Source organism: Caballeronia concitans, assembly GCF_001544615.1.
GTDB lineage: Bacteria > Pseudomonadota > Gammaproteobacteria > Burkholderiales > Burkholderiaceae > Caballeronia > Caballeronia concitans.
In genome coordinates, this window is record NZ_FCNV02000008.1 from 29,657 (window position 1) to 52,655 (window position 22,999).

General features: G+C 63.4%; 23 protein-coding genes. 5 read left to right on the forward strand and 18 right to left on the reverse strand.

Annotation, left to right across the window (positions count from 1 at the left end; genetic code table 11):
- Positions 1-8: 8 nt before the first annotated feature.
- Positions 9-935: a LysR family transcriptional regulator gene (locus tag AWB72_RS18180; RefSeq protein WP_040050555.1), complete on the reverse strand. Its 927-nt coding sequence runs from the start codon at positions 933-935 to the stop codon at positions 9-11.
- A gap of 124 nt (positions 936-1,059) precedes the next feature.
- Between AWB72_RS18180 and AWB72_RS18185 the strand changes: the two genes are divergently transcribed.
- Positions 1,060-1,494, forward strand: coding sequence for a VOC family protein (locus tag AWB72_RS18185; RefSeq protein WP_087128426.1), 435 nt, complete (start codon positions 1,060-1,062; stop codon positions 1,492-1,494).
- Positions 1,495-1,576: 82 nt separating this feature from the next.
- Here the strand turns inward: AWB72_RS18185 and AWB72_RS18190 are convergent, their stop codons facing one another.
- From AWB72_RS18190 to AWB72_RS18230, 9 genes are all read right to left on the reverse strand, one after another.
- Positions 1,577-1,861, reverse strand: a complete 285-nt coding sequence (locus tag AWB72_RS18190) for a hypothetical protein (RefSeq protein ID WP_052449878.1) — start codon at positions 1,859-1,861, stop codon at positions 1,577-1,579.
- A gap of 175 nt (positions 1,862-2,036) precedes the next feature.
- On the reverse strand, positions 2,037-3,833 hold the full coding sequence (locus tag AWB72_RS18195) for a ShlB/FhaC/HecB family hemolysin secretion/activation protein (RefSeq protein WP_087128428.1): 1,797 nt from the start codon (positions 3,831-3,833) through the stop codon (positions 2,037-2,039).
- 230 nt (positions 3,834-4,063) lie between these two features.
- Positions 4,064-4,327: a hypothetical protein gene (locus tag AWB72_RS18200; protein WP_040050558.1), complete on the reverse strand. Its 264-nt coding sequence runs from the start codon at positions 4,325-4,327 to the stop codon at positions 4,064-4,066.
- A complete protein-coding gene (locus AWB72_RS18205; RefSeq protein ID WP_040050559.1) occupies positions 4,324-4,752 on the reverse strand; it encodes a dihydroneopterin aldolase in 429 nt (142 codons plus the stop codon). The genes AWB72_RS18200 and AWB72_RS18205 overlap by 4 nt, the downstream gene beginning before the upstream one ends.
- The gene (locus AWB72_RS18210; protein ID WP_040050560.1) at positions 4,749-5,402 is read right to left on the reverse strand and encodes a sarcosine oxidase subunit gamma; all 654 of its coding nucleotides are present in this window, start codon (positions 5,400-5,402) and stop codon (positions 4,749-4,751) included. The genes AWB72_RS18205 and AWB72_RS18210 overlap by 4 nt, the downstream gene beginning before the upstream one ends.
- Positions 5,392-8,394: a sarcosine oxidase subunit alpha family protein gene (locus AWB72_RS18215; RefSeq protein WP_040050561.1), complete on the reverse strand. Its 3,003-nt coding sequence runs from the start codon at positions 8,392-8,394 to the stop codon at positions 5,392-5,394. Before AWB72_RS18215 ends, AWB72_RS18210 begins: the two co-directional genes overlap by 11 nt.
- Positions 8,391-8,690: a sarcosine oxidase subunit delta gene (locus AWB72_RS18220; protein ID WP_040050562.1), complete on the reverse strand. Its 300-nt coding sequence runs from the start codon at positions 8,688-8,690 to the stop codon at positions 8,391-8,393. Before AWB72_RS18220 ends, AWB72_RS18215 begins: the two co-directional genes overlap by 4 nt.
- A 13-nt stretch (positions 8,691-8,703) precedes the next feature.
- Complete coding sequence (locus AWB72_RS18225; protein WP_040050563.1) at positions 8,704-9,948, reverse strand: sarcosine oxidase subunit beta family protein; 1,245 nt, start codon at positions 9,946-9,948, stop codon at positions 8,704-8,706.
- A gap of 28 nt (positions 9,949-9,976) precedes the next feature.
- Positions 9,977-11,371, reverse strand: a complete 1,395-nt coding sequence (locus AWB72_RS18230; protein WP_040050564.1) for an L-serine ammonia-lyase — start codon at positions 11,369-11,371, stop codon at positions 9,977-9,979.
- Positions 11,372-11,671: 300 nt separating this feature from the next.
- Here AWB72_RS18230 and AWB72_RS18235 point away from each other — a divergent pair, with 300 nt between their 5' ends.
- The 3 genes from AWB72_RS18235 to AWB72_RS18245 all read left to right on the forward strand — a co-directional run bounded on the left by AWB72_RS18235 (position 11,672) and on the right by AWB72_RS18245 (position 14,002).
- Positions 11,672-11,986, forward strand: coding sequence for a hypothetical protein (locus AWB72_RS18235; RefSeq protein ID WP_040050565.1), 315 nt, complete (start codon positions 11,672-11,674; stop codon positions 11,984-11,986).
- A 117-nt stretch (positions 11,987-12,103) separates the two neighbouring features.
- A complete protein-coding gene (locus AWB72_RS18240) occupies positions 12,104-13,192 on the forward strand; it encodes a GlxA family transcriptional regulator (RefSeq protein WP_040050566.1) in 1,089 nt (362 codons plus the stop codon).
- A 48-nt stretch (positions 13,193-13,240) separates the two neighbouring features.
- Positions 13,241-14,002 carry a class II aldolase/adducin family protein gene (locus AWB72_RS18245; RefSeq protein WP_040050567.1) on the forward strand — a complete coding sequence of 254 codons (762 nt, stop codon included), beginning with the start codon at positions 13,241-13,243 and terminating at the stop codon, positions 14,000-14,002.
- A 13-nt stretch (positions 14,003-14,015) separates the two neighbouring features.
- Here AWB72_RS18245 and AWB72_RS18250 read toward each other — a convergent pair whose 3' ends face one another.
- The 7 genes from AWB72_RS18250 to AWB72_RS18275 form a co-directional block, all read right to left on the reverse strand.
- Positions 14,016-15,008: a GlxA family transcriptional regulator gene (locus AWB72_RS18250; protein WP_040050620.1), complete on the reverse strand. Its 993-nt coding sequence runs from the start codon at positions 15,006-15,008 to the stop codon at positions 14,016-14,018.
- Positions 15,009-15,015: 7 nt separating this feature from the next.
- Complete coding sequence (gene choW, locus AWB72_RS18255) at positions 15,016-15,918, reverse strand: choline ABC transporter permease subunit (protein ID WP_040050568.1); 903 nt, start codon at positions 15,916-15,918, stop codon at positions 15,016-15,018.
- Positions 15,911-17,089, reverse strand: coding sequence for a quaternary amine ABC transporter ATP-binding protein (locus AWB72_RS18260; RefSeq protein ID WP_040050569.1), 1,179 nt, complete (start codon positions 17,087-17,089; stop codon positions 15,911-15,913). The genes choW and AWB72_RS18260 overlap by 8 nt, the downstream gene beginning before the upstream one ends.
- A gap of 276 nt (positions 17,090-17,365) precedes the next feature.
- Positions 17,366-17,983 carry a flavin reductase family protein gene (locus AWB72_RS18265; protein ID WP_040050570.1) on the reverse strand — a complete coding sequence of 206 codons (618 nt, stop codon included), beginning with the start codon at positions 17,981-17,983 and terminating at the stop codon, positions 17,366-17,368.
- Positions 17,984-18,234: 251 nt separating this feature from the next.
- The gene (locus tag AWB72_RS29185) at positions 18,235-18,387 is read right to left on the reverse strand and encodes a hypothetical protein (RefSeq protein ID WP_167550966.1); all 153 of its coding nucleotides are present in this window, start codon (positions 18,385-18,387) and stop codon (positions 18,235-18,237) included.
- Between the two features lie 241 nt (positions 18,388-18,628).
- Positions 18,629-19,366: a hypothetical protein gene (locus AWB72_RS18270; protein WP_052449876.1), complete on the reverse strand. Its 738-nt coding sequence runs from the start codon at positions 19,364-19,366 to the stop codon at positions 18,629-18,631.
- Between the two features lie 135 nt (positions 19,367-19,501).
- Positions 19,502-20,185, reverse strand: a complete 684-nt coding sequence (locus AWB72_RS18275; RefSeq protein ID WP_040050622.1) for an MgtC/SapB family protein — start codon at positions 20,183-20,185, stop codon at positions 19,502-19,504.
- 106 nt (positions 20,186-20,291) lie between these two features.
- Here AWB72_RS18275 and AWB72_RS18280 point away from each other — a divergent pair, with 106 nt between their 5' ends.
- Complete coding sequence (locus tag AWB72_RS18280) at positions 20,292-21,404, forward strand: AGE family epimerase/isomerase (protein WP_040050571.1); 1,113 nt, start codon at positions 20,292-20,294, stop codon at positions 21,402-21,404.
- On the opposite strand, the gene AWB72_RS18285 is transcribed toward AWB72_RS18280, so the two are convergent.
- A complete protein-coding gene (locus AWB72_RS18285; RefSeq protein WP_040050623.1) occupies positions 21,401-22,942 on the reverse strand; it encodes a methyl-accepting chemotaxis protein in 1,542 nt (513 codons plus the stop codon). The two genes, AWB72_RS18280 and AWB72_RS18285, sit on opposite strands and share 4 nt — an antisense overlap.
- Positions 22,943-22,999: the final 57 nt, after the last annotated feature.

Sequence of the window (22,999 nt, forward strand, 5' to 3'; positions counted from 1 at the left end):
AACGCATTCTAGGCGGTCTTTTTGCGCGTTGCGCGTTTGCGTGACGCCGCTTGCAGGCCGTCGGCCTCATACGCCGCTGCATCGACGATGCAGTCCGCAAGACGCGTCGCGGCATCGTGACGGCCGCGCCGCACACGCTCGACGAGCCCGATCTCGCGATGAAACGTATCGTCGCCGAGATCGAGCGCAACGGCGCCACGCGGCCACGCACCGATGCCCGCCGACTTCGGCAGCAACGCCACGCCCAAGCCGCGCGCAACCAATTGCGCAATGCCCTGCAACTCATCGACCTCGATTGCATCGCGCACATCGATGCGCTTCTTGCGCAGAAACACGTCGACTTGCCGGCCGCCGAACGAGCGACGGTCATAGCGAATGAACGGTTGCGTTTCGATCAGCTCGCGCCAGCCCATGCGCTTCTTCGCGGCCGGTGCGAGCAGCACGAAGGGTTCGGCGACGAGCGTGCGCCATTGCAATTCCGAGGGCAACGAGAACGGCGGACGAATGATGACGGCCATGTCCGTTTCGCCGGCATCGACTTGTGCAAGCAGATTGAGCGATACGCCCGGCACGAGCCGGATGCGCCACGCGGGCAACATGCGTCGAAATTCGGCGATGGCATCGGGCAAGAGCGCTGCATGCGCCGATGCGATCGCGCCCACGCCGAGCGTGCCGCTGCCTCCGCCCTCGCCTTCCGGTTCGGCAAGCCGCGCGTACAGCGCGATGAGTTCATCGGCGAGTTCGAGCGTGCGGCGGCCGGCCTTGTTGAGCGTCGCGGAGCGGCCCGTGCGATCGAAGAGCGCAAAGCCGAGATGCGCTTCGAGCCGCTGCATCTGCGCGCTGACCGCCGATTGCGTGAGACCGATCTGCGCGCCCGCGCCCGCAAACGTGCCGAAGCGCGCAACGGCAATGAAAGTAGTGAGTTCGCGCAGCATGGGAATTCATCGATTTAATTGATGGTGACAGTCGAAATATATCGTTTTTCACCAGATTTATTCATCAATACAATCGAGGCCTCGATTCACTTCTTTCGCTAAAGCGCAAACGAGGACAACCCACATGAGCACCCCGCACGACGTCATGCCGCCGTTTCATCTCGCGTTTCCCGTTCATAGCCTCGCCGCCGCGCGCGAGTTTTATGGCGATCTGCTCGGCTGCCCCGAAGGGCGCAGTTCGAACGAATGGGTCGATTTCAATTTCTACGGGCATCAGATTGTCGCGCATCTCGCGCCCGATGAAGTGGGGCATCGCTCGACGAGCGCCGTCGATGGCGACGCCGTGCCGGTACGTCACTTCGGCGCGGTGCTGTCCATTCCGCAGTGGGAGGCGCTTGCGGAGAAGTTGAAGGCTGCGGGAACGCGCTTCATCATCGAGCCGCATATTCGCTTCAAGGGCGAAGTGGGCGAGCAGGCCACGATGTTCTTCCTCGACCCGTCGGGCAATGCCGTCGAGATCAAGGCCTTTGCGAACATGGCGTCGCTGTTTGCGAAATGAAGGCTAGCGCCGTCGCATGAAGGCGCACAAAGAAAACGGGACGCTCGCGAGCGTCCCGTTTTTACAACTGTGAAGTCAAGGCTTACTGACCGGAGCCGCTTGCGCTGACCGGTGCGCCCGGGCCGCTCGGCGTTGCGGTGCCGCTCGGTGCCGTCGAAGGTCCGGTCTTCATCGACGACGTATGGCTGCCGTGCGACTTCTTCGAATGCGAGGACTTGTGCGACGTGCCCGGACCCTGAGTCGTGGTCTGCGCGTTGTCCCCTGCCTGCAGGCCCGTCGACGAGCTCGGCGGGTTGTCCTGTGCGAACGCGGATGCACAGACGAGAGCGAATGCGCCAGCAGCGCACGAGAGAGCGATACGTTTCATGTCCAATGACTCCTGTTAGCGGTTCTGTCAGCGGTTGCAAATCAGGTTGCAGATGCGATTCGTGCATTGTTCTGCATGCCGGCCGCCGCGGCTTTGCACGCAGCGGCTCGTCGCATTCGGTCTTGAGCACGCGACGTGCCACGGTCTGACGAAACGGTGACGCATGGCGCGCGCGTCAGAATTGCGCCGTCATCTGGAACCCGACCGTGACCCGCGACGTAGACAACGACGAAGGCTTGTAGAGCGGCGTACCCGCGAACACGTCGTAGCTGAAGCCCGCATACTTCGACGGCACGCCGCCGCGCAGGCCGATCACCGCGCCCGCGAGCTGCGTCCCGGCGAGAAACGCCGTATTCGGCCCGAACACGCGGCCATAATCGATTCCCGCGTAAAGCGACTGTCCCGACTGTCCGATCATCGCCTGCAACTCGTTGCGCCAATAGAAGCCGCGCTCGCCGGCCAGCATCTGTTCGCCATCGAAACCGCGCACGGTATAGCGGCTGCCGATGGTGAGATCGTCGATGTAATAGAGGCTGTCGTTCGTATATTGCGCGTGCACCGTGCCCACGTAGCGGAAGTTCTGCTGGCCGACTGCGAACGGCATCGAGAGATTCATATCGGCAACGGCCATATGAAAGCGATACGTCGGGCTTGCGGGCGCCGTGGCCGGCGTCGGCGCGATGTTCGGATCGTCGTCGATATGCGGGTCCGGCTTTGCACCGAATGCGCCGATGCCTTGCCGATACGCGAGCGTGCCATCGAACTGCGCGCGGCCGAAGTAATGACGGTCGGTCACTCCCGCTTCGAGGAACGTGTTGTTGCGGTTCTGGAGCGTGATGGAGGTATCGTCGATGAAGCTCTCGCCAAAGCGCCGCGACAGTTGCACGTAGCTTCCGACCACGTCGCTCTGGCCGCGCGACAACACGCGTTGCAGTTTGATACCAGCCGTCTGCGCATTGCCGCTCGAGACGAACGTCTGATTGACGCCCGCGATCTGCTGATGATACGTGTTCGTGTTGCCGAAGAGCGATGCGGTCCAGTATCCCCACGGAACGGAGTACGAGCCGTTGAAACCGTGCGAGCCACGCGCGTGATCGTGCAGATACAAGTCCTGGCTCGCGCCCGCGCTGAAGATGTCGTTGAGCCCGAGCGGATTGTCGATGCCGATGCCCACGTTCCCTTGCAGCTTGCCCGTTGCGCGGCTGCCTGAGTTGTCGATCGAAGCAACGATGCTCCACGACTTCGAGCGCTTCACGCTGATGACGACATCGCTTTCGCCGGGCGTGCTCGTGGGCTCGATTTTCATTTCGGCATCCTGACTTGATACGCGCTTCATCTGCTCGATGCCTTGCTCCAGATCCCGCAGGTTCAGCACGTCGCCGGCGCGCGCGGGAAACGCGGATTTCCACGAGCCGGAGGTATCGGATTGCTCGAAGCGCAGCGCATGGATGACGCCCGGGACGAGCGCGACCCGCAGCGTTCCCGTCGATAGATCCTGTTGCGGCAAGAGCACGCGCGTCGTGACCAGCCCGCGGCTCAGAATGGCCTGTTGCAGCCCCTTCGTCAACGCGTTGACGCTTTCCTTGCCGACACACTGTCCCTTGTAATGGTCGAGCCAATCGCGCGCGAATGCGAAACGATCGAGCGGCAACGCGGATGCGCCCTTCTCACGCACGGCTTCCGGCAACGTCGATGGAACATCGAGCGCGAATGTATCGATGCGAAAGCACGGCGTTTCCGCAGGCAGCGAGGGGAAGCCGCCGTCGCCGGGCACGCTGGAGCGCACGACCGGCGCTTGCGTGGCGGCTTCGCGTTGCTCGGCATCGCGTTGCTGCTGAACCTGCTGATTCTGGATGGCATTGGCGCGCGCGGCGGCGGCTTGATCGGCGGGGGACGGCGACTGTTGCGCGTGGACCGCGAACGATACGAGGGCTGCCAGCGGCAATGCCGCGAGCCTCATGGGTGACTTCATGGTGCTGATGGATGTGATCGATGATGCTGACGCGGCAGGCACGTTGATGCGCGTGGCTGCGGTCCGGGTTGACGCTCTGGCGTCTCACATGCGAAAGGCTCGCGATTCGCCGCTAGGAGACGGCATTTTAGTTTTGAGCCGTTCCGAGGCGGGATGTGATTTGTGGGTAGATGTGATATTTGGTTGCGCTCGACGTGCGTGCCGTGCGCGAAAGCGAGTCGTCGAAAGGTTCAGGCGTCGTAACGCGCACGCGCGGCGGCGGCGATGCGCATCAACGCATCGACGCTCAGCTTCGCCGCAATGCCCTTCACGTATTCGTGATGATGCGCTTCGAGCGGCGCATCGAGATATTGCGCATGCAGGTAGCGAATCAGCGCAATGCGCCTGTGTTTCAGCGCGATGCTGCGATCGAGCAGCGCGAGCGCCGCATGCGCGTCATGGCCCTTGCATGCGCGTTCGGACAAACGCGCCGCCGTATCGCGCGATGCGTTCATGCGATCGATACGGCGAGCGCCTGATGCGCACACCATGCATCGTAGTCCGAACGATTCCAGTCCAGCTCGAGTGCGAGCCTCTTCGTGCCTTCGCGAATCTTCGGCTTATGCAGGCTGAGCGTGAGCGCATCGAGCGCGGGCCATTCATCGAACGATAACGCGGCGATTTCCACCGCGAGCGTTTCGAGCAGGCGCGTATGCGGCTTGTCCTGCAGATACGCGGTCACGCGATTGCACCACGCTTCGTAATCGATGAGCCGCGCTTCGTTCGGCATGTCACGATAGCGCAGGCTCGCATCGATGGACACGGGCTGCGGCGCACGATGCTCGTGCTCGTACAGCCCGATGCGCGTCATCACGACGAGTTCATCGACGATGACGCGCCAGCCCCGGCCGCCCGCATGAAAAGGCTCGAAGGGCTTCACGACAGCAACGGCTCGGCTGCATCGAGCATGATCTTCACGAAGTAATCCGCGAAGCTCCGGCGCACGATGATCTCGAAGCGATCCGCACCGAGCGGCACGAGCGTGATCGACGCCTTGAAGTAATGGCTCTGCGCACACTGTCCCACGCCGAACATCTTCGGATGCAGGTCGAGCGGGCAGCCGCGCGACAGCACATCGCGTGTGCGCGGTCCGTCGATATCGAGCACCGTGTAGCCGCTGCCGATATCCACCGCCGACGCAAACGCGCCCGCGAACGCATCGCGCAAACGTGCTTCGAGCGGCGCGATGCGCGACGCATCATGCGCGACTTCCGACACCACGAGCCATTCGTCCGGGCCGAGCCACAGCATGTCGTAGCCGTTGCCCTTCGCGATGGTGTTCGGCCTCTCAGGCGGCGCACAGCCGATCACGCTCTGCACCGCTTGCACGAAGGCCGCGTCGCGCGTATCGCCGCGCACGTTCACGAGTTGCAGGAACGGACGCTCCGTCAAACGAAACGCCTTCGATGCGCCCGCCTGATGCGCCTTCATCAACGCATCGGCGCCCACGAGCGGCGACTCCTGCCACACGCCCTGCCCGACCGTCACGCGATCGACGACAGTCGAGGAACCTCTGGTTTCATTCAACATGCTGACGTGCTCCTTCGCTGTCGTAGAACACCGAACTGGTGATCTTTGCGTTGATCTGCTTGCCGCCCGCAAGCGGGATCGTGACCGATTCGCCGATCTTGTCGAGGCCGCCCTTCACGACGGCCAACGCAATCGAACGCTTCAAAACAGGGCTGAAATAGCTCGACGTGACATGACCGAGCATCGGCGCGGTATCGCCCTGGAACGGACCCGCGACGATCTGCGCGCCTTCGGGCAGCACGAACGACGGATCGTCCGTGAGCAAGCCGACGAACTGCTTGCGTCCCGCCTTCGCAGTATCCGAGCGCGTGAGCGAACGCTTGCCGATGAAGTCCTTCGACTTCGCGACGAGCCCGCCCATGCCGAGGTCGTACGGCGTCATCGAGCCGTCCGTGTCCTGCCCGACGATGATGTAGCCCTTCTCCGCGCGCAGCACGTGCATCGTTTCCGTGCCGTAAGGCGTGATGTCGAATTCCGCGCCCGCTTCCATCAACGCTTCCCATACCGCGCGGCCCACGTTCGCCGGCACGTTCACTTCATAGGCCAGCTCGCCCGAGAAGCTGATGCGCATCACGCGCGCCGATGCACCCGCCACCGTGCCATCGCGATAGCTCATGAACGGGAACGCGCCATTAGCGAAGTCGATGTCCTGACACACCTTCTGCAACACCTTGCGGCTGTTCGGACCGACGACGGCGAAGGTCGCCCAATGATCCGTCACCGATGCGAGGCGCACGCGCATGTCGGGCCATTCGGTCTGCAGCCAGCGTTCGAGCCACGTGAGCACGCGCGCCGCGCCGCCGGTGGTCGTCGTCATCATGTAGTGATGTTCGGCGAGGCGCACGGTCACGCCATCGTCGAAGATCATGCCGTTTTCGTCGAGCATCAGGCCATAACGGCACTTGCCCACTTCCAGCTTGCTCCACGGGTTCGTATAGACCCAGTTGAGCAGCTTGGCCGCATCGGGGCCTTGAATGTCGATCTTGCCGAGCGTCGATGCATCCAGAATACCGACGCTTTCGCGCACCGCGAGCGACTCGCGCGCGACCGCCGCGTGCATGTCCTCGTTGCCGCGCGGGTAGTACCACGGCCGCTTCCAGTTGCCGACATCCTCGAACATCGCGCCGTTCTGCACGTGCCATTCGTGAATGGCGGTCTTGCGCACCGGATCGAGAAACTCGCCCAGCTCGCGGCCCGCGAACGTGCCGAACGTCACCGGCGTGTAGTTCGGACGGAACGTGGTCGTGCCCGTTTCCGGAATGGTCTTGCCGAGCGCTTGCGCAAGAATCGCCATGCCGTTGATGTTGCCGAGCTTGCCCTGATCGGTGCCGAAGCCCATCGCCGTATAACGCTTGACGTGCTCGACGGATTCGAAGCCTTCACGCGCCGCGAGATAGATGTCGGCGGCGGATACGTCGTTCTGGAAATCGACGAACTGCTTCGGACCGCGCGTGGCAAGCTCGCGACCGCCGACGATCCACAGCGGCATCAACGGCGCTTCCACGATTTCTGCCACTTTCACCGCTTCCGGCCGCGCGACGATGTGCCCTGCCGCGCGCGCCGCTTCCGCGCCTGCATCGAGACCGAAGCGAATGCCGCGCGCCAGCGTGAATTCGCCCGCGCATGCGCCGACGCTGCTTTCGGCCTGCATCGCCTTGCCGGGAACGAAGCACGCTTTCTCGTCGTGCCAGTGCGCCTTCCCGCCCGATTGCGCGAAGAGATGCAGCACGGGGCTCCATCCGCCCGACATCGCGACGAGATCGCAAGGCAGGTCCGTTTGCTTCGCGCCGACTTGTCCCTTCGCATACGCGGCCACTTCCACCGACGACACGCGCAGCTTGCCGTGCGCCGCGGTCACGACCGCTTCGTTGAGCACGCGCACGCCATAGCGCCGCGCGGCTGCGGGCAATGCGCCTTTCGATTCCATCGGACGCGGATCGACGACCGTCACGTTCGCGCCCGCTGCCTTGAGATCGAGCGCGCATTGATACGCGTCGTCGTTGTTGGTGAACACGACGGCGTTGCGGCCCGGCAGCACCGCATAGCGATGCAGATACGTGGATACCGCCGATGCCAGCATCACGCCCGGCAAATCGTTATTGCCGAACACGATGGGACGCTCGTGCGCGCCCGTCGCGAGAATCACGCGCTTCGCACGCACTTTCCACATCAGTTCGCGCGTGCCCTTGCGCATCGACACAGGCAGATGTTCGGTCAGACGCTGCGTCACCGTGACGAGGTTGTGGTCCTGATAGCCGAACGCCGTGCTGCGCGAAAGTATCTTCACGTCAGGCATTTTTCGCAATTCGGCTTCCACTTTCTGCACCCATTGCAGCGCGGACTTGCCATCGATCTCGGCGCGGCACGACAAGAGCGAGCCGCCGAGTTCCGGCTGATCGTCGACGAGCATCACGCGCGCACCCGACAGACCCGCCGCATACGCAGCAGCGAGACCCGACGGTCCGCCGCCGACCACGAGCACGTCGCAATGCGCGAAGCACTTGTCGTAGCGGTCCGCATCGCGCTGTTCGGGCGCCTTGCCGAGACCGGCTGCATCGCGGATCACTTCTTCGTACTTCGGCCACATCTTGCGCGGCCACATGAACGTCTTGTAGTAGAAGCCCGCCGGAATGAAGCGCGCGATCTTCTGATTGACCGCCATGCGATCGTTCTCGATGTTCGGCTTCGCGTTCACGCTCTCGGCAACGAGTCCCTGATACAGCTCGACTTCCGTCGCGCGCGCGTTCGGCACCGTATAAGCGCCTTTTTCAAGCTGCACGACGGCATTCGGCTCTTCGACACCCGCCGTCACGATGCCGCGTGGCCGGTGATACTTCCAGCTACGCGCGACGAAGTGCTGTCCGTTCGCGAGCAATGCGGAGGCGAGCGTGTCGCCCTGAAAGCCCTGATACGTCTTGCCGTTGAACGTGAACGTCAGCGCGATGGCGCGATTGATGCGCCCGCCCGTGGCGAGTCGGTCTTTCTGGCTCATTTCGACGCTCCTTCCTTGTTGTCCATTGCAGCCAGCGGACGGTCGAACGTCTCGTAGCCCTGAATCTCATAGCTCACCGTGTCGCGCTGAACCTTGAACCAGCGACGGCAGCCCTGCGCATGCATCCATTGCTCGCGATGCACGCCGCGCGGATTACGGCGCATGAAGAGATAGTCGCCCCATTCCTTGTCGGTGAGCTTGTCGGTATCCAGCGGGCGCGCGATATCCGCTTCGCCGCCGCAGGAGAATTCGGTTTCGGCGCGCGGCCCGCACCAGGGGCATTCGATCAGCAACATGTGTCCTCTCCCTTCAGTGCGCAACGGCAGCAGCGCCGTGTTCGTCGATCAGATGGCCGGTATAGAAACGATCCAGCGAGAACGGCGCATTCAACGGATGCGGCTCGTCCTTCGCGATGGTGTGCGCATACGCCCAGCCGGAACCCGGCGTTGCCTTGAAGCCGCCCGTACCCCATCCGCAATTGAAATACAGGCCCTTCACGTCGGTCTTGCTGATGATCGGGCACGCATCCGGCGATACATCCACGATGCCGCCCCACTGCCGGTTCATGCGCACGCGCGAGAACACGGGGAACATCTCGACGATCGCTTCCAGCGTGCCTTCGATGATGTGAAAGCTGCCGCGCTGTCCGAAGCCCGTGTATTGATCGACGCCCGCGCCGATCACGAGATCGCCCTTGTCGGACTGGCTGATATACGCATGCACCGCGTTCGACATGACGACAGTGTTGACCACCGGCTTGATCGGCTCGGACACCAGCGCCTGCAGCGGATGGCTTTCGAGCGGAAGGCGCACGCCGGCCATGTCCGCGAGCGTCGTCGTGTTGCCCGCCGCGACGATCGCAACCTTCTTCGCCTTGATATGGCCTTTGGTCGTATCGACGCCGGTCACGCGGTTGCCGTCGCGACGAATGCCTACCACCTGACAGTTCTGAATGATGTCGACGCCCGCCTGGTCCGCGCCGCGCGCGAAGCCCCACGCGACCGCATCGTGACGCGCGACGCCGCCGCGTCGCTGAATGGATGCGCCCAGCACCGGATAGCGGCTATTCAGGTTGATGGTCGGCTCGATTTCCTTGATCTGCGCGGGCGTGAGGAACTCGGCATCGACGCCGTTGAGACGGTTCGCGTTCACGCGGCGCTCGGTATCGCGCACGTCCTGCAGCGTATGCGCGAGATTCATCACGCCGCGCTGGCTGAACATGACGTTGTAGTTGAGGTCCTGCGAAAGCCCTTCCCACAGCTTCATCGCCTTTTCATACAGCGCGGCGGATTCGTCCCACAGATAGTTGGATCGAACGATGGTCGTATTGCGCGCCGTGTTGCCGCCGCCGATCCAACCCTTCTCGAGAATCGCGACGTTCGTGATGCCATGTTCCTTCGCGAGGTAATACGCAGTCGCGAGACCATGCCCACCGCCGCCGACGATCACCACGTCGTATTCGCGCTTGGGCTCGGGACTGCGCCACTGGCGCTCCCAGTTCTCGTGATACGACATGCCGTTGCGCAGCAGGCTGAATATCGAATAGCGGCTCATGGTGTTTCCCTTGTTTCGTAGCGGTGTTTCAGCACTCGATGACGTTCACGGCCAGCCCGCCGCGCGACGTCTCCTTGTATTTCGTCTTCATGTCCGCGCCCGTTTCGCGCATCGTCTTGATGACGGAATCGAGCGACACGTAATGCGTGCCGTCGCCCTTCATCGCCATGCGCGCGGCGTTGATCGCCTTGATCGCGCCCATCGCGTTGCGCTCGATGCAGGGAATCTGCACGAGGCCGCCGACGGGATCGCACGTCATGCCGAGGTTGTGTTCCATGCCTATTTCAGCGGCGTTTTCCACTTGCGCGGGCGTGCCGCCCATGACGGCCGCGAGCGCGGCGGCGGCCATCGAGCACGCGACGCCCACTTCGCCCTGACAGCCCACTTCCGCGCCCGAGATCGACGCGGTTTCCTTGTAGATGATGCCGATGGCCGCTGCCGTCAGAAGAAAGCGCACGATGCCTTCATCGTTCGCGCCGTGCATGAACTTGACGTAGTAATGCAGCACGGCGGGGATCACGCCGGCCGCACCGTTCGTCGGCGCGGTCACCACGCGCCCGCCCGATGCGTTCTCTTCGTTGACGGCCATCGCGTAGAGATTGACCCAGTCGAGCATCGACAACGGATCGCGCAGCGACTCTTCGGAACGCGAGCGCAATTGCGCGGACAGGTCCGCTGCGCGGCGCTTGACGTGCATCGGGCCGGGCAATTCGCCGCGTTCCTTGCAGCCGCGCTCGACACATGCGGCCATCACGCGCCACACGGCGAGCATGCCTTCGCGCACGTCCTGTTCGCTGCGATTCGCGCATTCGTTCTTCATCGCGATATCGGCGATAGACAGACCTGTCTCCCGGCAGATGCGCATGAGGTCGTCGCCGGTGCGAAACGGATACGGCACGTTCGCGCCCGCGCGCACGCCGTTCACGCGATCGCCTTCGCGATTCACCACGAAGCCGCCGCCGATCGAGTAATACTCTTTCTCGACGAGCAACTGGCCGTGTTCGTCGAACGCCTGAAAGCGCATGCCGTTCGGATGCACGATGCTCGATCCCGCCGCGCCCGGCATCAGCTTGCGATAGAAGCCGATATGTTCGCGCTCGTCGAACGCAATGGCGTGCTTGCCGAGCAGCATCAGGCACCGCTTCTCGCGAATCTCCCTCAGACGCGGCGCGATGACGTCGGGATCGATCAGATCGGGCAGATTGCCTTCGAGACCGAGCAGCACGGCCTTGTCGGTGCCGTGGCCCTTGCCGGTCGCACCGAGCGAGCCGAACAGTTCGACCCGCACGCGCGTGACGAACGCAAGCAGATTCGCATCCTCGATATGCGATGCAAAGCGGCATGCCGCGATCATCGGCCCGACGGTATGCGAGCTGGAAGGACCGATGCCGATCTTGAACAGATCGAAAACGCTGACATTCATGGCGTGCCCTCAGGGTTGGCGGTTCGCATGCGTGGCCGGTTCATCACCCGATCACGACATGGCCTCATTGCACCAAACCGCAATTCCCGCTGATAGAACAAAAACGGCATGGAAATGGGATGGCGGCGTCAGCGCGTTCTTTCGCACGCTTCGCATGGCACGTTGCCGCGCGGTTTCGTTGGAAATCGGGAGTTTTTTGAGATTGCTCTGAAAGGCTGAACGGGTGGGCCTCGGTATATTCCCTAGGTCGCGAGAGCACGCCTCTCTTTACCGATTTCCCTCGTTCAACGGTTTGCAGCAATGGAAAGTCACGCCCTTCCCGATCAGTTCTTCAAGTCCTGGGTTTTCGCGTTCGTCGTCGGCGCTGGTGTCGTCGGCGTGCTTCAGGCTTTAGGCATCCTTTCGCCCGAACGCCTGCTCACGCGGGAAGCGCCCGTGTGGGCCGCGCTCGTCGTCGTGTGCTCGCTCGGCCCCGTGCTGCGCTACTTCGGCGTGTTGAAGGCGGAAGTCGAACAACGCTGGGGCGACTACACCATCGCGAGTCTGCTCGGCCGTTCGACGGGCGCGCTCATCGGCGGCGTGTTCTCCTGGGCGTTCGCCGTGCTCGGCGCTTAAATCAGCTGTCTTCACGCCACGTCTCACTGCGTGGCGTCCCTCATTCCGATCATGCTCGCGCGATGCGCGGCCGGTGTTATGCTCGCTGCATAATTCCAGCCGCCGCAATTCACGCGCATGAACCCCGCCGAGTCACTTCCGCCGCTCTCCATCGACGGCCAATCGAAATCGCGTATTCGCTTCGGCATCGTGCTGTTGCCGAACTTCACGCTGACCGCGTTCTCCGGCTTCGTCGATCTGCTGCGCCTCTCCGCCGACGAAGGCGATTTCAGCCGCCCCGTGCGCTGCTCGTGGAGCGTGATCGGCGAAACGCTCGCGCCCGTGCGCGCCAGTTGCGGCATTCAGATCACGCCGTGGGAGACGTTCGAGAACGCCGAGCCGTTCGATTACGTCGTCGTGGTCGGCGGCCTGTTGCATTCGGGACCATCCGCGAGCGACGCCACGCTGCAGTTCATCCGCCGCGCCGCCGCTGCGGAAGCCACCATTGTCGGCATGTGCACGGGCGTCTTCACGCTGATGCGCGCGGGCGTGCTCGACGGTCATCGCGTATGTGTGAGCTGGTTCCACTACTGGGACTTCGTCGAGCGCTTTCCGCAGGCGGACGAGCAGATGCTCGTCGCGGACCGGCTCTTCGTGATCGACAGAAGGCGCATCACATGTTCGGGCGGGCGCGCTTCCATCGACGTGGCCGCCGCCATCCTGCTGCGTCACTTCGAAACCGCGACGGTGCAGAAGGCGCTGCGCATTCTGCTCGTCGACGACATGCAAAAGGGCAACGCGCCGCAACCGCATCCGCCGGGTCTCGCGCCCGCCACGCATCCGAAGGTCAAGCGCGCGATACTGCTGATGGAGCAGCACGTGGGCCGCTCGTTATCTCTCGATGAACTCGCGCACAAGCTCGACATGTCCACGCGCCAGCTCGAACGTCTCTTCAAGTCGGAGACGGGCAAGGCGCCGCAAGCGTATGCGAAGCAGGTGCGTTTGCGCACGGCCGCGTGGCTGCTGACGAGTTCGGACAAGACGGTGGCCGATATCGCATCGAGTTGCGGCTTCTCGGATGCATCGCATCTGGGCCGCGAATTCCGCAAGCAGTTCGGCTTGCCGCCGATGATGTATCGCGAGCAACGCGGCGCGCAGGACGCAGAAGAAGTGCATCACGCAATGGACTACGACGAAACTTTCCCCGGCCGCGCGCAGGCGATCTAGCACATCTGTCCGACGTTTTCCGCGGCCATCCACCCAAGGAGAAGCGGCATGGAGACTCACGGTTATTCGCAGGAAGAATGGGCATTGCGCTGCGATCTCGCGGCGCTGTATCGCGTGATTGCGCATTTCCGCTGGACCGACATGATCTTCACGCACATCAGCGCGCGCGTGCCGGGGCCGGAGCATCACTTTCTCATCAACCGGTACGGCGTGCTCTTCGACGAAATGCGCGCGTCGGATCTCGTGCGTATCGATAGCGAAGGCCGCCCCGTCGATGCCGATCCCGCTCATCCCGAGCGATACCTCGTGAATCCCGCGGGCTTCACCATTCACTCGGCCATTCATATGGCGCGGCCCGATGTGGTGTGCGTCGTGCATACGCATACGCCCGCCGGTGCAGCCGTATCCGCGCAGAAGAAAGGCCTCTTGCCGATCAGCCAGCACGCGTTGAAGTACTACGGGCATCTCGCGTATCACGACTACGAAGGCATTGCGCTCGATCTCGCGGAGCGCGATCGCCTCGTCAACGATCTCGGCCTGCATAACGCGATGATCCTGCGCAATCACGGCCTGCTCACGTGCGGCCCGTCCATTCCGACCGCGTTTCAGGAGATGTACTTTCTGGAGCGCGCGTGCGAGATTCAGTTGCGGGCGCTCGCGGGCGGCGGCGAACTGAATCTGCCATCGGCGAAAGTGTGCGAAGTCACTGCCGCTCAGTATCGAAGCGACGAGATCGAGGGCGTGACCGCGCTGCAATGGCAGGCCGCGTTGCGGATGATCGAAGGCGGCAAGACGGATTATCGGACGTAGCGTTCGAACGGCGTCACGCAGAAAGACGCCGCTCGACACTCGGCGCATGTCCGAATTGCGCGCGATACGCCTTGCTGAAATGGCAAGGCGAATGAAATCCGCAGATGCTCGTCACGCGCGCAATCGATGCATCGGTGTTGCGCAAGAGATCGCGGGCGCGTCGCAGGCGCAGCGTCAGATAGTAATGCGTCGGCGATACGTTGAGGAACATCTTGAACATGCGCTGCAAGTGTCGTTGCGACAGATGAACGAGCCGCGCGAGTTCTTCGAGCGAGAGCGGCTCTTCGATGTTGGCTTCCATCAGGCGCACGACTTCCACGAGTTCCGCTCGCGAGAAGCCGACGCGCGCATCGACGGGAATGTGCTGATAGTCGCTCGAACCGCGTATGCGTTCGACGATGAACTGCTCCGACACCTGCGCCGCGACCGCTTGCCCGAGCCTCAGGCCGACGAGATTGAGCATGAGATCGAGCGGCGCGGTGCCGCCCGTGCAGGTCACGCGATCGCGATCGATCACGAAGAGCTCATCGGCGAAGCGCACGTGCGGAAAGCGCTTGTTGAGCGGCGACATGTCTTCCCAATGCACGGTGCAACGATAGCCGTCGAGCAGCTTCGCCGCGAGCAGCGCATAGGGACCGGTGCAGATGCCGCCGAGCGGAATGCCCGCGTCGTGCACGCGTTGCAGGAGCGAGATCACGGTGTCGTCGACATAATCGGCCACGTGCCAGCCCGCGCAGACGATCAGCACGTCGGGCATGCCGGCTTCGTCCAGCGTGGTCGTCGGCTTCACGGTGATGCCGTTGCTCGCGCGCGCCGGCTCGCCGTCGGGCGTGATGACGGACCATCGATAGTGCTGCGCGCGGCCCACGTAGTTGGCCATGCGCAGCACCTCGACCGCGCTCGTGAACGCGATCATCGAGAAGTTCGGCAGCGTCAGGAAGCCGAAGTGCGAGAGATTCGCAAGCGGCGATTCGCTGGCAGCCGGAACGATCGCGTCGCGCTTCATATGCGCATCAACCTTGCTGCGCAGCCGGCGCGCGGCGCACACGCATCACGCTGCGGATGCCCGAGAGAAGCGGGGCGCGCGCCATGCCGGGCGAACGTCCGAAGCTTTCCGTGATGCGATCGAGGACGATCGCGAGCAACACCACGGACAAGCCGCTCTCGAAGCCCAGGCCGATATCGAGCCGCTGAATGCTCGCGAGCACGTCGTTGCCCAGGCCGCCCGCACCGACCATCGACGCGATGATGACCATCGAGAGCGCCATCATGATCGTCTGGTTCACGCCCGTCATGATCGACGGCAACGCGTTCGGAATCTGCACCTTGTAGAGCAATTGCCACGGCGTGCAGCCGAAAGCCTGGCCCGCTTCCACGATCTCGCGATTCACATGCTTGATGCCGAGCGACGTGAGGCGCACCGCGGGCGGCATCGCGAAGATGACGGTGGACAGAATGCCGGGCACACGGCCGAGACCGAAGAGCATGGCTGCGGGAATCAGGTACACGAAGGCGGGCATCGTCTGCATCAGGTCGAGCACGGGACGCACGGCCATTTCGACGTATTTGCTCTTCGCGGTCCAGATGCCGAGCGGCACACCGAGCAACAGGCTGATGAATGTTGAGGACAACGTAAGACCCAGCGTGATGACCATCTGGTCCCAGAAGCCCGTCGCGTAGATCAGCAAAAGCGACAGCAAGGTGAACGCGGCGAATCGCCAGCCGACGCGCCATAAGCCGATGCCGACGAAGAAAGCCATCAGCGCCCACATGGGAATGGATTGCAGGCCGTGTTCGATGAGCGCTGCAAAGCTCTCGATGACCTTGCCGATGGAATCGAATGTTTTGGCGTCGTGGTCGAGCAGATAATGAACGCCCTGATCGACCCAGCTACCGAGCGGAATGATTTCAGACATGGGAACCTCGATGGCGCGTTAAAACCTGCAGTACGTTCGTCTTGTTGACCGAACCGCAATACGAACCGTCCGCGTCGACGACGGGTAGCGGCGCGGGGCTCGCGACCACACGGTTCACGACGTCGTCGAGCGTCATGCTGCGCTCGATGCATTCGATGTGTTTGATCTGCGGCGCGACGTTGCCGTTCGAATCGCGACCGACGAAGCCGCGAATGCGGCGTTGCGCGTCGAGCACGAACGCGTAATCGGCGCTGCCGTTGAGCGTCGCCGCGACGCTCGTTGCGTCGATCTGCGGCGAGTGCTTCATGAGCGGCACGGCGTCGGTCTGCATCAGATCGCCGGCCGTCAGATAGCGGCTCGTGTCGATGCCTTCGAAGAACGCCTCGACGTAATCGTCGGCGGGGTTCGTGATGATGTCCTGCGGCGTGCCGATCTGCACCACGCGGCCGCCTTCCATGATCGCGATGCGCGTGCCGATGCGCATTGCTTCTTCCAGATCGTGCGACACGAAGAGAATCGTGCGGCGCTGCTCGCGCTGCAGCTCAAGCAGCACGTTCTGCATTTCCTTGCGCTTCAGCGGATCGAGCGCGGAGAACGCTTCGTCCATGATCATCAGCGAAGGATTGACGGCGAGCGCCCGCGCAAGCCCGACGCGCTGCTGCATGCCGCCTGACAGTTGCGACGGCAGCTTCTGCGCGAACGCCGCGAGGCCGACCTGTTCGAGCACGGTCATCGCGCGCTTTTCGCGCTCCTTGCGTCCGACGCCCGCGACTTCCAGCCCGAACGCCGCGTTCGAAAGCACGGTGCGTTGCGGCATCAGCGCGAACGACTGGAACACCATGCTCATGTCCTTGCGGCGCAGCGCCGTCAGTTCGGAACGCGGCACGGCGGCGACATCGCGTCCGTCGATCAGCACCTTGCCGGCGGTCGGATCGACGAGCCGGTTGATCAGACGAATCAGCGTCGACTTGCCGGAACCCGACAGTCCCATCAGGACGAAAATCTCGCCTTCCTGGACGTCGAACGAGACGTTATGGACGCCCACGATCTGCCCGGTGCGCGAGAAGACTTCTTCCTTCGTCGCGCCGCCGGCCAGCATATCCAGCGCCTGTTTCGGGCTATTGCCGAACACCTTGCACAGCCCTTCGACTACCACCTTGGGGGAATTCATTGAAACCTCCGGAAAGCGTGGCGGACGTCCGTCCGCGCTGTGCATACATAGTTGCTAGAAAAAAGTGCCGCGAGCCGACTATTTGCGACAGCTACATGAAGAAATACGACAACGGAATATGACGATTCGGCGCGAGGCGCGGCGAAACCCTTGCCCGGCAAGGGTTTGCGAAGAGGCGGGAAGACAGGCGTGCGGTTTTTGGCGTGTCGCGCCGGGACAAGTCGCGGCGCGTTTTTCGATGCTCGGTCGCGTGTTCGCGCCGAGCCGCTCTGGCGCTCAGGCGCTCGGGCGGATCATCTGGAACATTTCGCCGATCTCGGCGTAGTCGGCGCGATACCCCGCGCGCATGATCGGGCGCGCGGCGGCGGTATCGAAAAGACCGTCTTTCAGGAATTCGCTGCGGATATGGACGCCGACGACCTGCCCGAGCGCGAGCCAGTTGTTCATTGGCTGGCCGTCGAGATCGTGCAGACGGACGACTTGCAGCAGCCGGCACTCGAGCGCCGCCGGCGATTCCGCCACATGCGGCACGCCGACATTGCGGCCCGGCGCTTTCGTCAAGCCCGCGAGTTCGAATTCGTCGATACCGCGCGCCACCGGCGCCGATGTCCGGTTCATGCGCTCGGCGAGCGGACGCGTCGACATGTTCCAGACGAATTCGCCGGTCGCCTCGATATTGCTGATGCTGTCCTTGCGGCCTTCGCTCGAAAAGCCGATCACGTACGGAAACGTCGCGAATGCGCCGAAGAAGCTGTACGGCGCGAGATTCACGCTGCCGTCCGCGTCGCGGCTCGATATCCAGCCGATGACGCGCGGCGCGACGATCGCCTTGAACGGGTCGTGGGGCAGGCGGTGGCCTTCGTTGGGATCGTAGAAATGGACGTCGCCGGTCATGGGGCGCTCGGTGCGTGAGAGTGAAGGAGACGAAAGAATACCGCGTCGGCGGATTCGGCAACGGGCGGGGAGGAAAGCGGCGGAGAGATGAAGCGTCGCGCGGCGAGCGCGGAGGGGAGAATCGTCGTACGACGAAGTGCGGAAATGGCTAGAAAAACTACAGAACTGTGAGAAAGCTGGCGGGCGGGTGTCCGGCTTGCGCCGTTGGATTTTGCTGGCTTGGTATGTCCCGCGCCGCCTTTAGTGACGCATTACAGACGAACGCCGAATGCGGTGCCGCGTGCCTTGCGCTGACGCTCCGCTTCACGGAAACGTGCTTGATACGAGTAGTCTTTATCCATCGGAAGGTGCGGCGATTCGAAGATCGAAGCGAATTTTTGCAGCAGGGCGAAGAGGTAGCTCATGTCTGACTCCGGTTAGTGATTGAGGGTTTTCCCTTAGCAATGATTATAGGGATACCCCTTCCGGATTTCTAGTGCAATGCAACATTTCTTGGCGAGAAATGTGGTAGTTTTTCTACATCGTCGGTCGATTTGACCGCTTTCACGCTGCTTTCATAAACAGGGACGAGACGCACGCGTCCATGCGACGGGCGTGCGCGACGAAATGCGCGACACGACGCCGCGCGAAACGGGAAAAGTGGGATCAGCGCCCGATGCGGGCAGCCGATGCGGTGGCATCGGCGTCGGACAGGAAAGCGAAGGTCGCCGGGCGGCTGGCGTGCAACAGCACCACCGTTTGCGCGATGCCGGCCGCGAGCGTCGTGAGCATGGCGCAGAAGGTGATGGTGAGCAGCGTCTTCGTGCGCCGTGCGTGGGCGGCAGCCGTCGCGCGTTGCTCGGAAACGACCGCGCGCAGTGCATCGACCGTATCGGCGAAAGCCGTTGCGCGGGCGCCGTCGAGGACGAGATCGGGCGCGGCGATCCACGCCACGCTCGCCTTCCGTGCGATGGCGGCGGCTTTGCCTGGCGTCGCCGGGCGAGGCGCGAGCGCATCCGCGATCAGATCGCCCTGCTGCTGCGCGGCTTCCACCGGCTCGCGCGGCGTCGCGTTGGCGCGCGCCGCACGCCGCTTCGCCGTCGATTCCACCGCAGCCAGAAACACCTCCGGCAACTCGAACCCTTCGAACGTGCCCTGGCGGATGTCCGTGTTCATCGCCTGCAGCGTGGCGCGCTCGGCGTCCTCGGCGAACAGATCGAGCGTTTCGCCGTAGCGCTGGCCATCGCTCAGATCGGCGAGACGTTGCGCGGAGCGCGCGGCGCGGTTCAGCTTTCTGTCGACGTCGATGTCGGCGTTCGCTTCAGCGGATCGCCGGAGCTTCGCGGATGCAGCGGTGTCGTCGTCGTCGATGTCGGATTGTCGGGGTACTGCGGGATCTGGCATAGGTCGAAAGGCTGCGGCGGCACTGCCGGCGCGCAACCGTCATGCGGTCAGGCAACAATTTTCGAGAGGCCGCATTGTCGCACGGCTGCGCGCCTTATCCAGCGGGCTTTTTGAGAAGAATAAACGCGCCATCGATCAATTCGCTTCTTCTTCGCGGAACTCGCGGACGCTCTGAAGTTGCCGCAGACGATCGCAGATCGCCCGATATTCCTGCGACGACACGCGCGAAAGCTCGACCTGCACTTCATCCAGCTCCGGCGTTTCCTCGCTTTGCTGCACGACGAACTGCTTCACGCGCACGCTGCCCGGGCCGAGCGCCTCGTGCAATCCGTGAAAGGAGAGCGAGCCGCGATCGACGAGCATCGTCAGTTGCCGGCGCTGCCGCACGGTGATGAAGCGGCGTTCGAGCGGCTTCAGCCCCGCGAGAATGAGAAGGATGATCGCCGTCGCCGCGATCGACGCCGTGTACAGCCCGCCGCCGACCGCAAGCCCGATCGCCGCGACGGACCACAAGCTCGCGGCGGTCGTCAGCCCGCGCACGATTTCGCCGCGCATCAGGATCGATCCCGCGCCCAGGAATCCGATGCCCGACACGACCTGCGCCGCGACCCGCGATGGATCGAGCACGACGTGATCGCTTCCGAGCGCATCGGCGAAACCGAACGCCGACACGATCATGATCAACGCCGACCCGACGCACACGAGCATATGCGTGCGCAGCCCCGCCGCCCACGAAAGGCGCTCGCGCTCGAAGCCGATCACGCTGCCGAGCGCCGCGGCCAACACGAGCCGCGAAATGAGTTCGACGTTGTTCAACATCTCGTTCATCTCCTGTGGTTGCAAGGCGCTGGCGCGCCGGGACGGGTTTGCTATGCTTCAGCGGCTACCCGCTAGCATTTTCGAAACATTTTTACAGAGTTGTCGTATGCAAGATCGACTCACGCATGGCGAACCGGCGACGCCATCGACGAATCCTGATTCCGGCGCCGCGTTGCGCGCGCATTACGCGGACATCGTATTGCCGATATGGCGCGGCCCCGGCTTCAACGAGGCGCGGCGTTTGCCGTTCGAAGCGGTCGCGCCCGACGATCACGCGCCGCTGCAGCCGTTGCGTTATCGCGCGATGGCGTGCGCGCGCCAGCTCTTCGTTTTCGCCGATGCAGGCGAGCTCGACCACGCGAAGACGCTGTTCGAATCGTTGCGGCACTCTTTTCGGGACACGCAGAACGGCGGTTGGTTCTACAGCGTGGATGCGGACGGCGCGCCGCTGGAGCGCCAAAAGGACTTGTACACGCACGCGTTCGTGATCTTCGCGTGCGCGCACTATGCGCGAAGAAGCGGCTCGACCGATGCGTTCGCGCTGCTCGATGAAACGTCGAAGCTCGTCGAAACGCGCTTCGCAAATGGCGGCGACATGCTGAATGCCGCGCTGTCCGAGGATTTCACGCGCACGCTGGAAGGACCGCTGCAGAATCCGCTGATGCATCTCGCCGAAGCGTGGCTCGCCGCGCGCGAAGCCAGCGGCGACGCCGCCTACGACACGCGTTTAGCGAAACTCGCGGAATCGGTGGCGCGCACGTTCGTCCACGAGCCGACGGGCTGCATCGCCGAATTGCCGATGGGCGCGGCGAACAACCGGCTGGAGCCGGGGCATCAGTTCGAATGGTATTTTTTGGGCGTCGGCAGCGGCCATGCGGCGTTTGCATCGGCGGGACTGGACACGCGGCTCGAGCGCGCGTTCGACTTCGCGCAGAAACACGGCGTCGACAAGGAAACGGGCGCGGTGTGCGCCGCGCTCGATGAAACCGGCCGCGTGATCGACGCCACGCAGCGCATCTGGGCGCAGACCGAATATTTGCGTGCGCTCGCCACGCGCGGCGATGCGCTCGGCGAGCAGATCGAGCGTTTTCGCGCGCGTTTTCTGCACGCGCGCGGGTGGATCGAATGCCGCTCGGCCGACGGTGAAATCAGCCGCGCGGACATGCCTTCGACCACGCCCTATCACCTGGCGACGGCTTACGCGTCGCTGCCGCTTTAGGCCAGCTGGAATACCGAAACGGCCGCCTTCAGTTGCCGCGTCTGCTCATGCAATGACGACGCGGCCGCTGCGGCCTGTTCGACGAGCGCCGCGTTCTGCTGCGTCATCTCGTCCATTTGCGTGACGGCCTGATTCACCTGTTCGATGCCGACGCTCTGCTCCAACGACGACGCGCTGATCTCCGCCATCATCTGCGTGACGCGCGAGATCGACGTGGACACGTCGCGCATCGCGGCGCCCGCGCGCTCGACGAGCACGGAGCCGTCGCTCACCTGCGCGACCGACTCGCCGATCAGTTCCTTGATTTCCTTCGCCGATTGCGCCGAGCGCTGCGCGAGTCCGCGCACTTCGCCCGCGACGACCGCGAAGCCGCGCCCTTGCTCGCCCGCGCGCGCCGCTTCGACGGCCGCGTTGAGCGCAAGGATGTTGGTCTGGAACGCAATGCCGTCGATCACCGAAATGATCTCCGCGATCTTGTCCGAGCTTTGCGCGATCCCGCGCATCTTTTCGACGACGTCATCGACCACGCTGGAGCCGCGCGACGTGGCTTCGAGCGCATCGCCGGCGAGCGTGTTGGCTTCGCGCGCGTGATCGGCGTTCTGTCGCACGGTCGCGGTCAGTTCTTCCATGCTCGATGCGGTTTCTTCCAGCGACGCCGCCTGATTCTCGGTCCGCGCCGAAAGGTCCGCATTGCCGCTCGCGATCTCATCCGCGCCGAAGTTGATCGACTCCGACGTTTCGCGCACCGTCTTCACCGTGCGCGCGACGCTTGCCTGCATCAACGCGAGGCCGGCGAACAGGCGGCCGATTTCATTGGTCCCGCGATCCGCGATGCGCTCGTCCAGACGCCCCTCGGCGATGCGTTCGAAGTGACGGCCCGCCTCTTCGAGCGGCGCGATCACGCCACGGCGCAGCCAGAAATGCACGAGCACGACGCCCGCAATCAGCGCCGCCGCGATCACGAAGCCCACCGCGCGGAACAACGTGTAGCGCGTGTCGATGGACTGCAGATACGCGTTGCTCGACGCATTGCCGAAATCCACGAACTTCTGCTGCTCGGCGAGATAGCGGTCCTGGAAGCCTTGCGTCGGCTGGTCGAGAAACGCCTGGAGGTTGTTCGAGTCGAGATACTGCACGAGCTCGGACAGCGCCTTCGCGTATTCGGCGTACTTGGCCTGCAGCGCGGCCGTGCGCGCGCGATTCTCGTCGCCGGTCTTCGGCGCATCGAGGAACGACGTGAACGATTTCTCGGCGAGCGCGATCTCTTCGCGCGCGTGCTGCACGATTTCCACCGGCTCCGTGCCGCCGCGCACCATCCGCGTTCCGGCGCGCGACAAGTTGATGCGCGCGTCCATCAAATGCTGCGTGGTCTTGTTGACCGCGTTGACCTGCTTCAACGCGATATTGGACAGGCTGCCGACGTCGTCGTGCGTGCTCGAAAGCGACCAGAACCCGAGCCCTTCGGTCACCAGCTGAAACAAGCAGAACACCACCAATACGGCAAGCAAACCCGATGAAACCTTGATCTTTCCGAACATCACTTCCACCCGACTAACGAATTGAGCCGTTTCAACTCACGGCGATAGTCCGGGTTT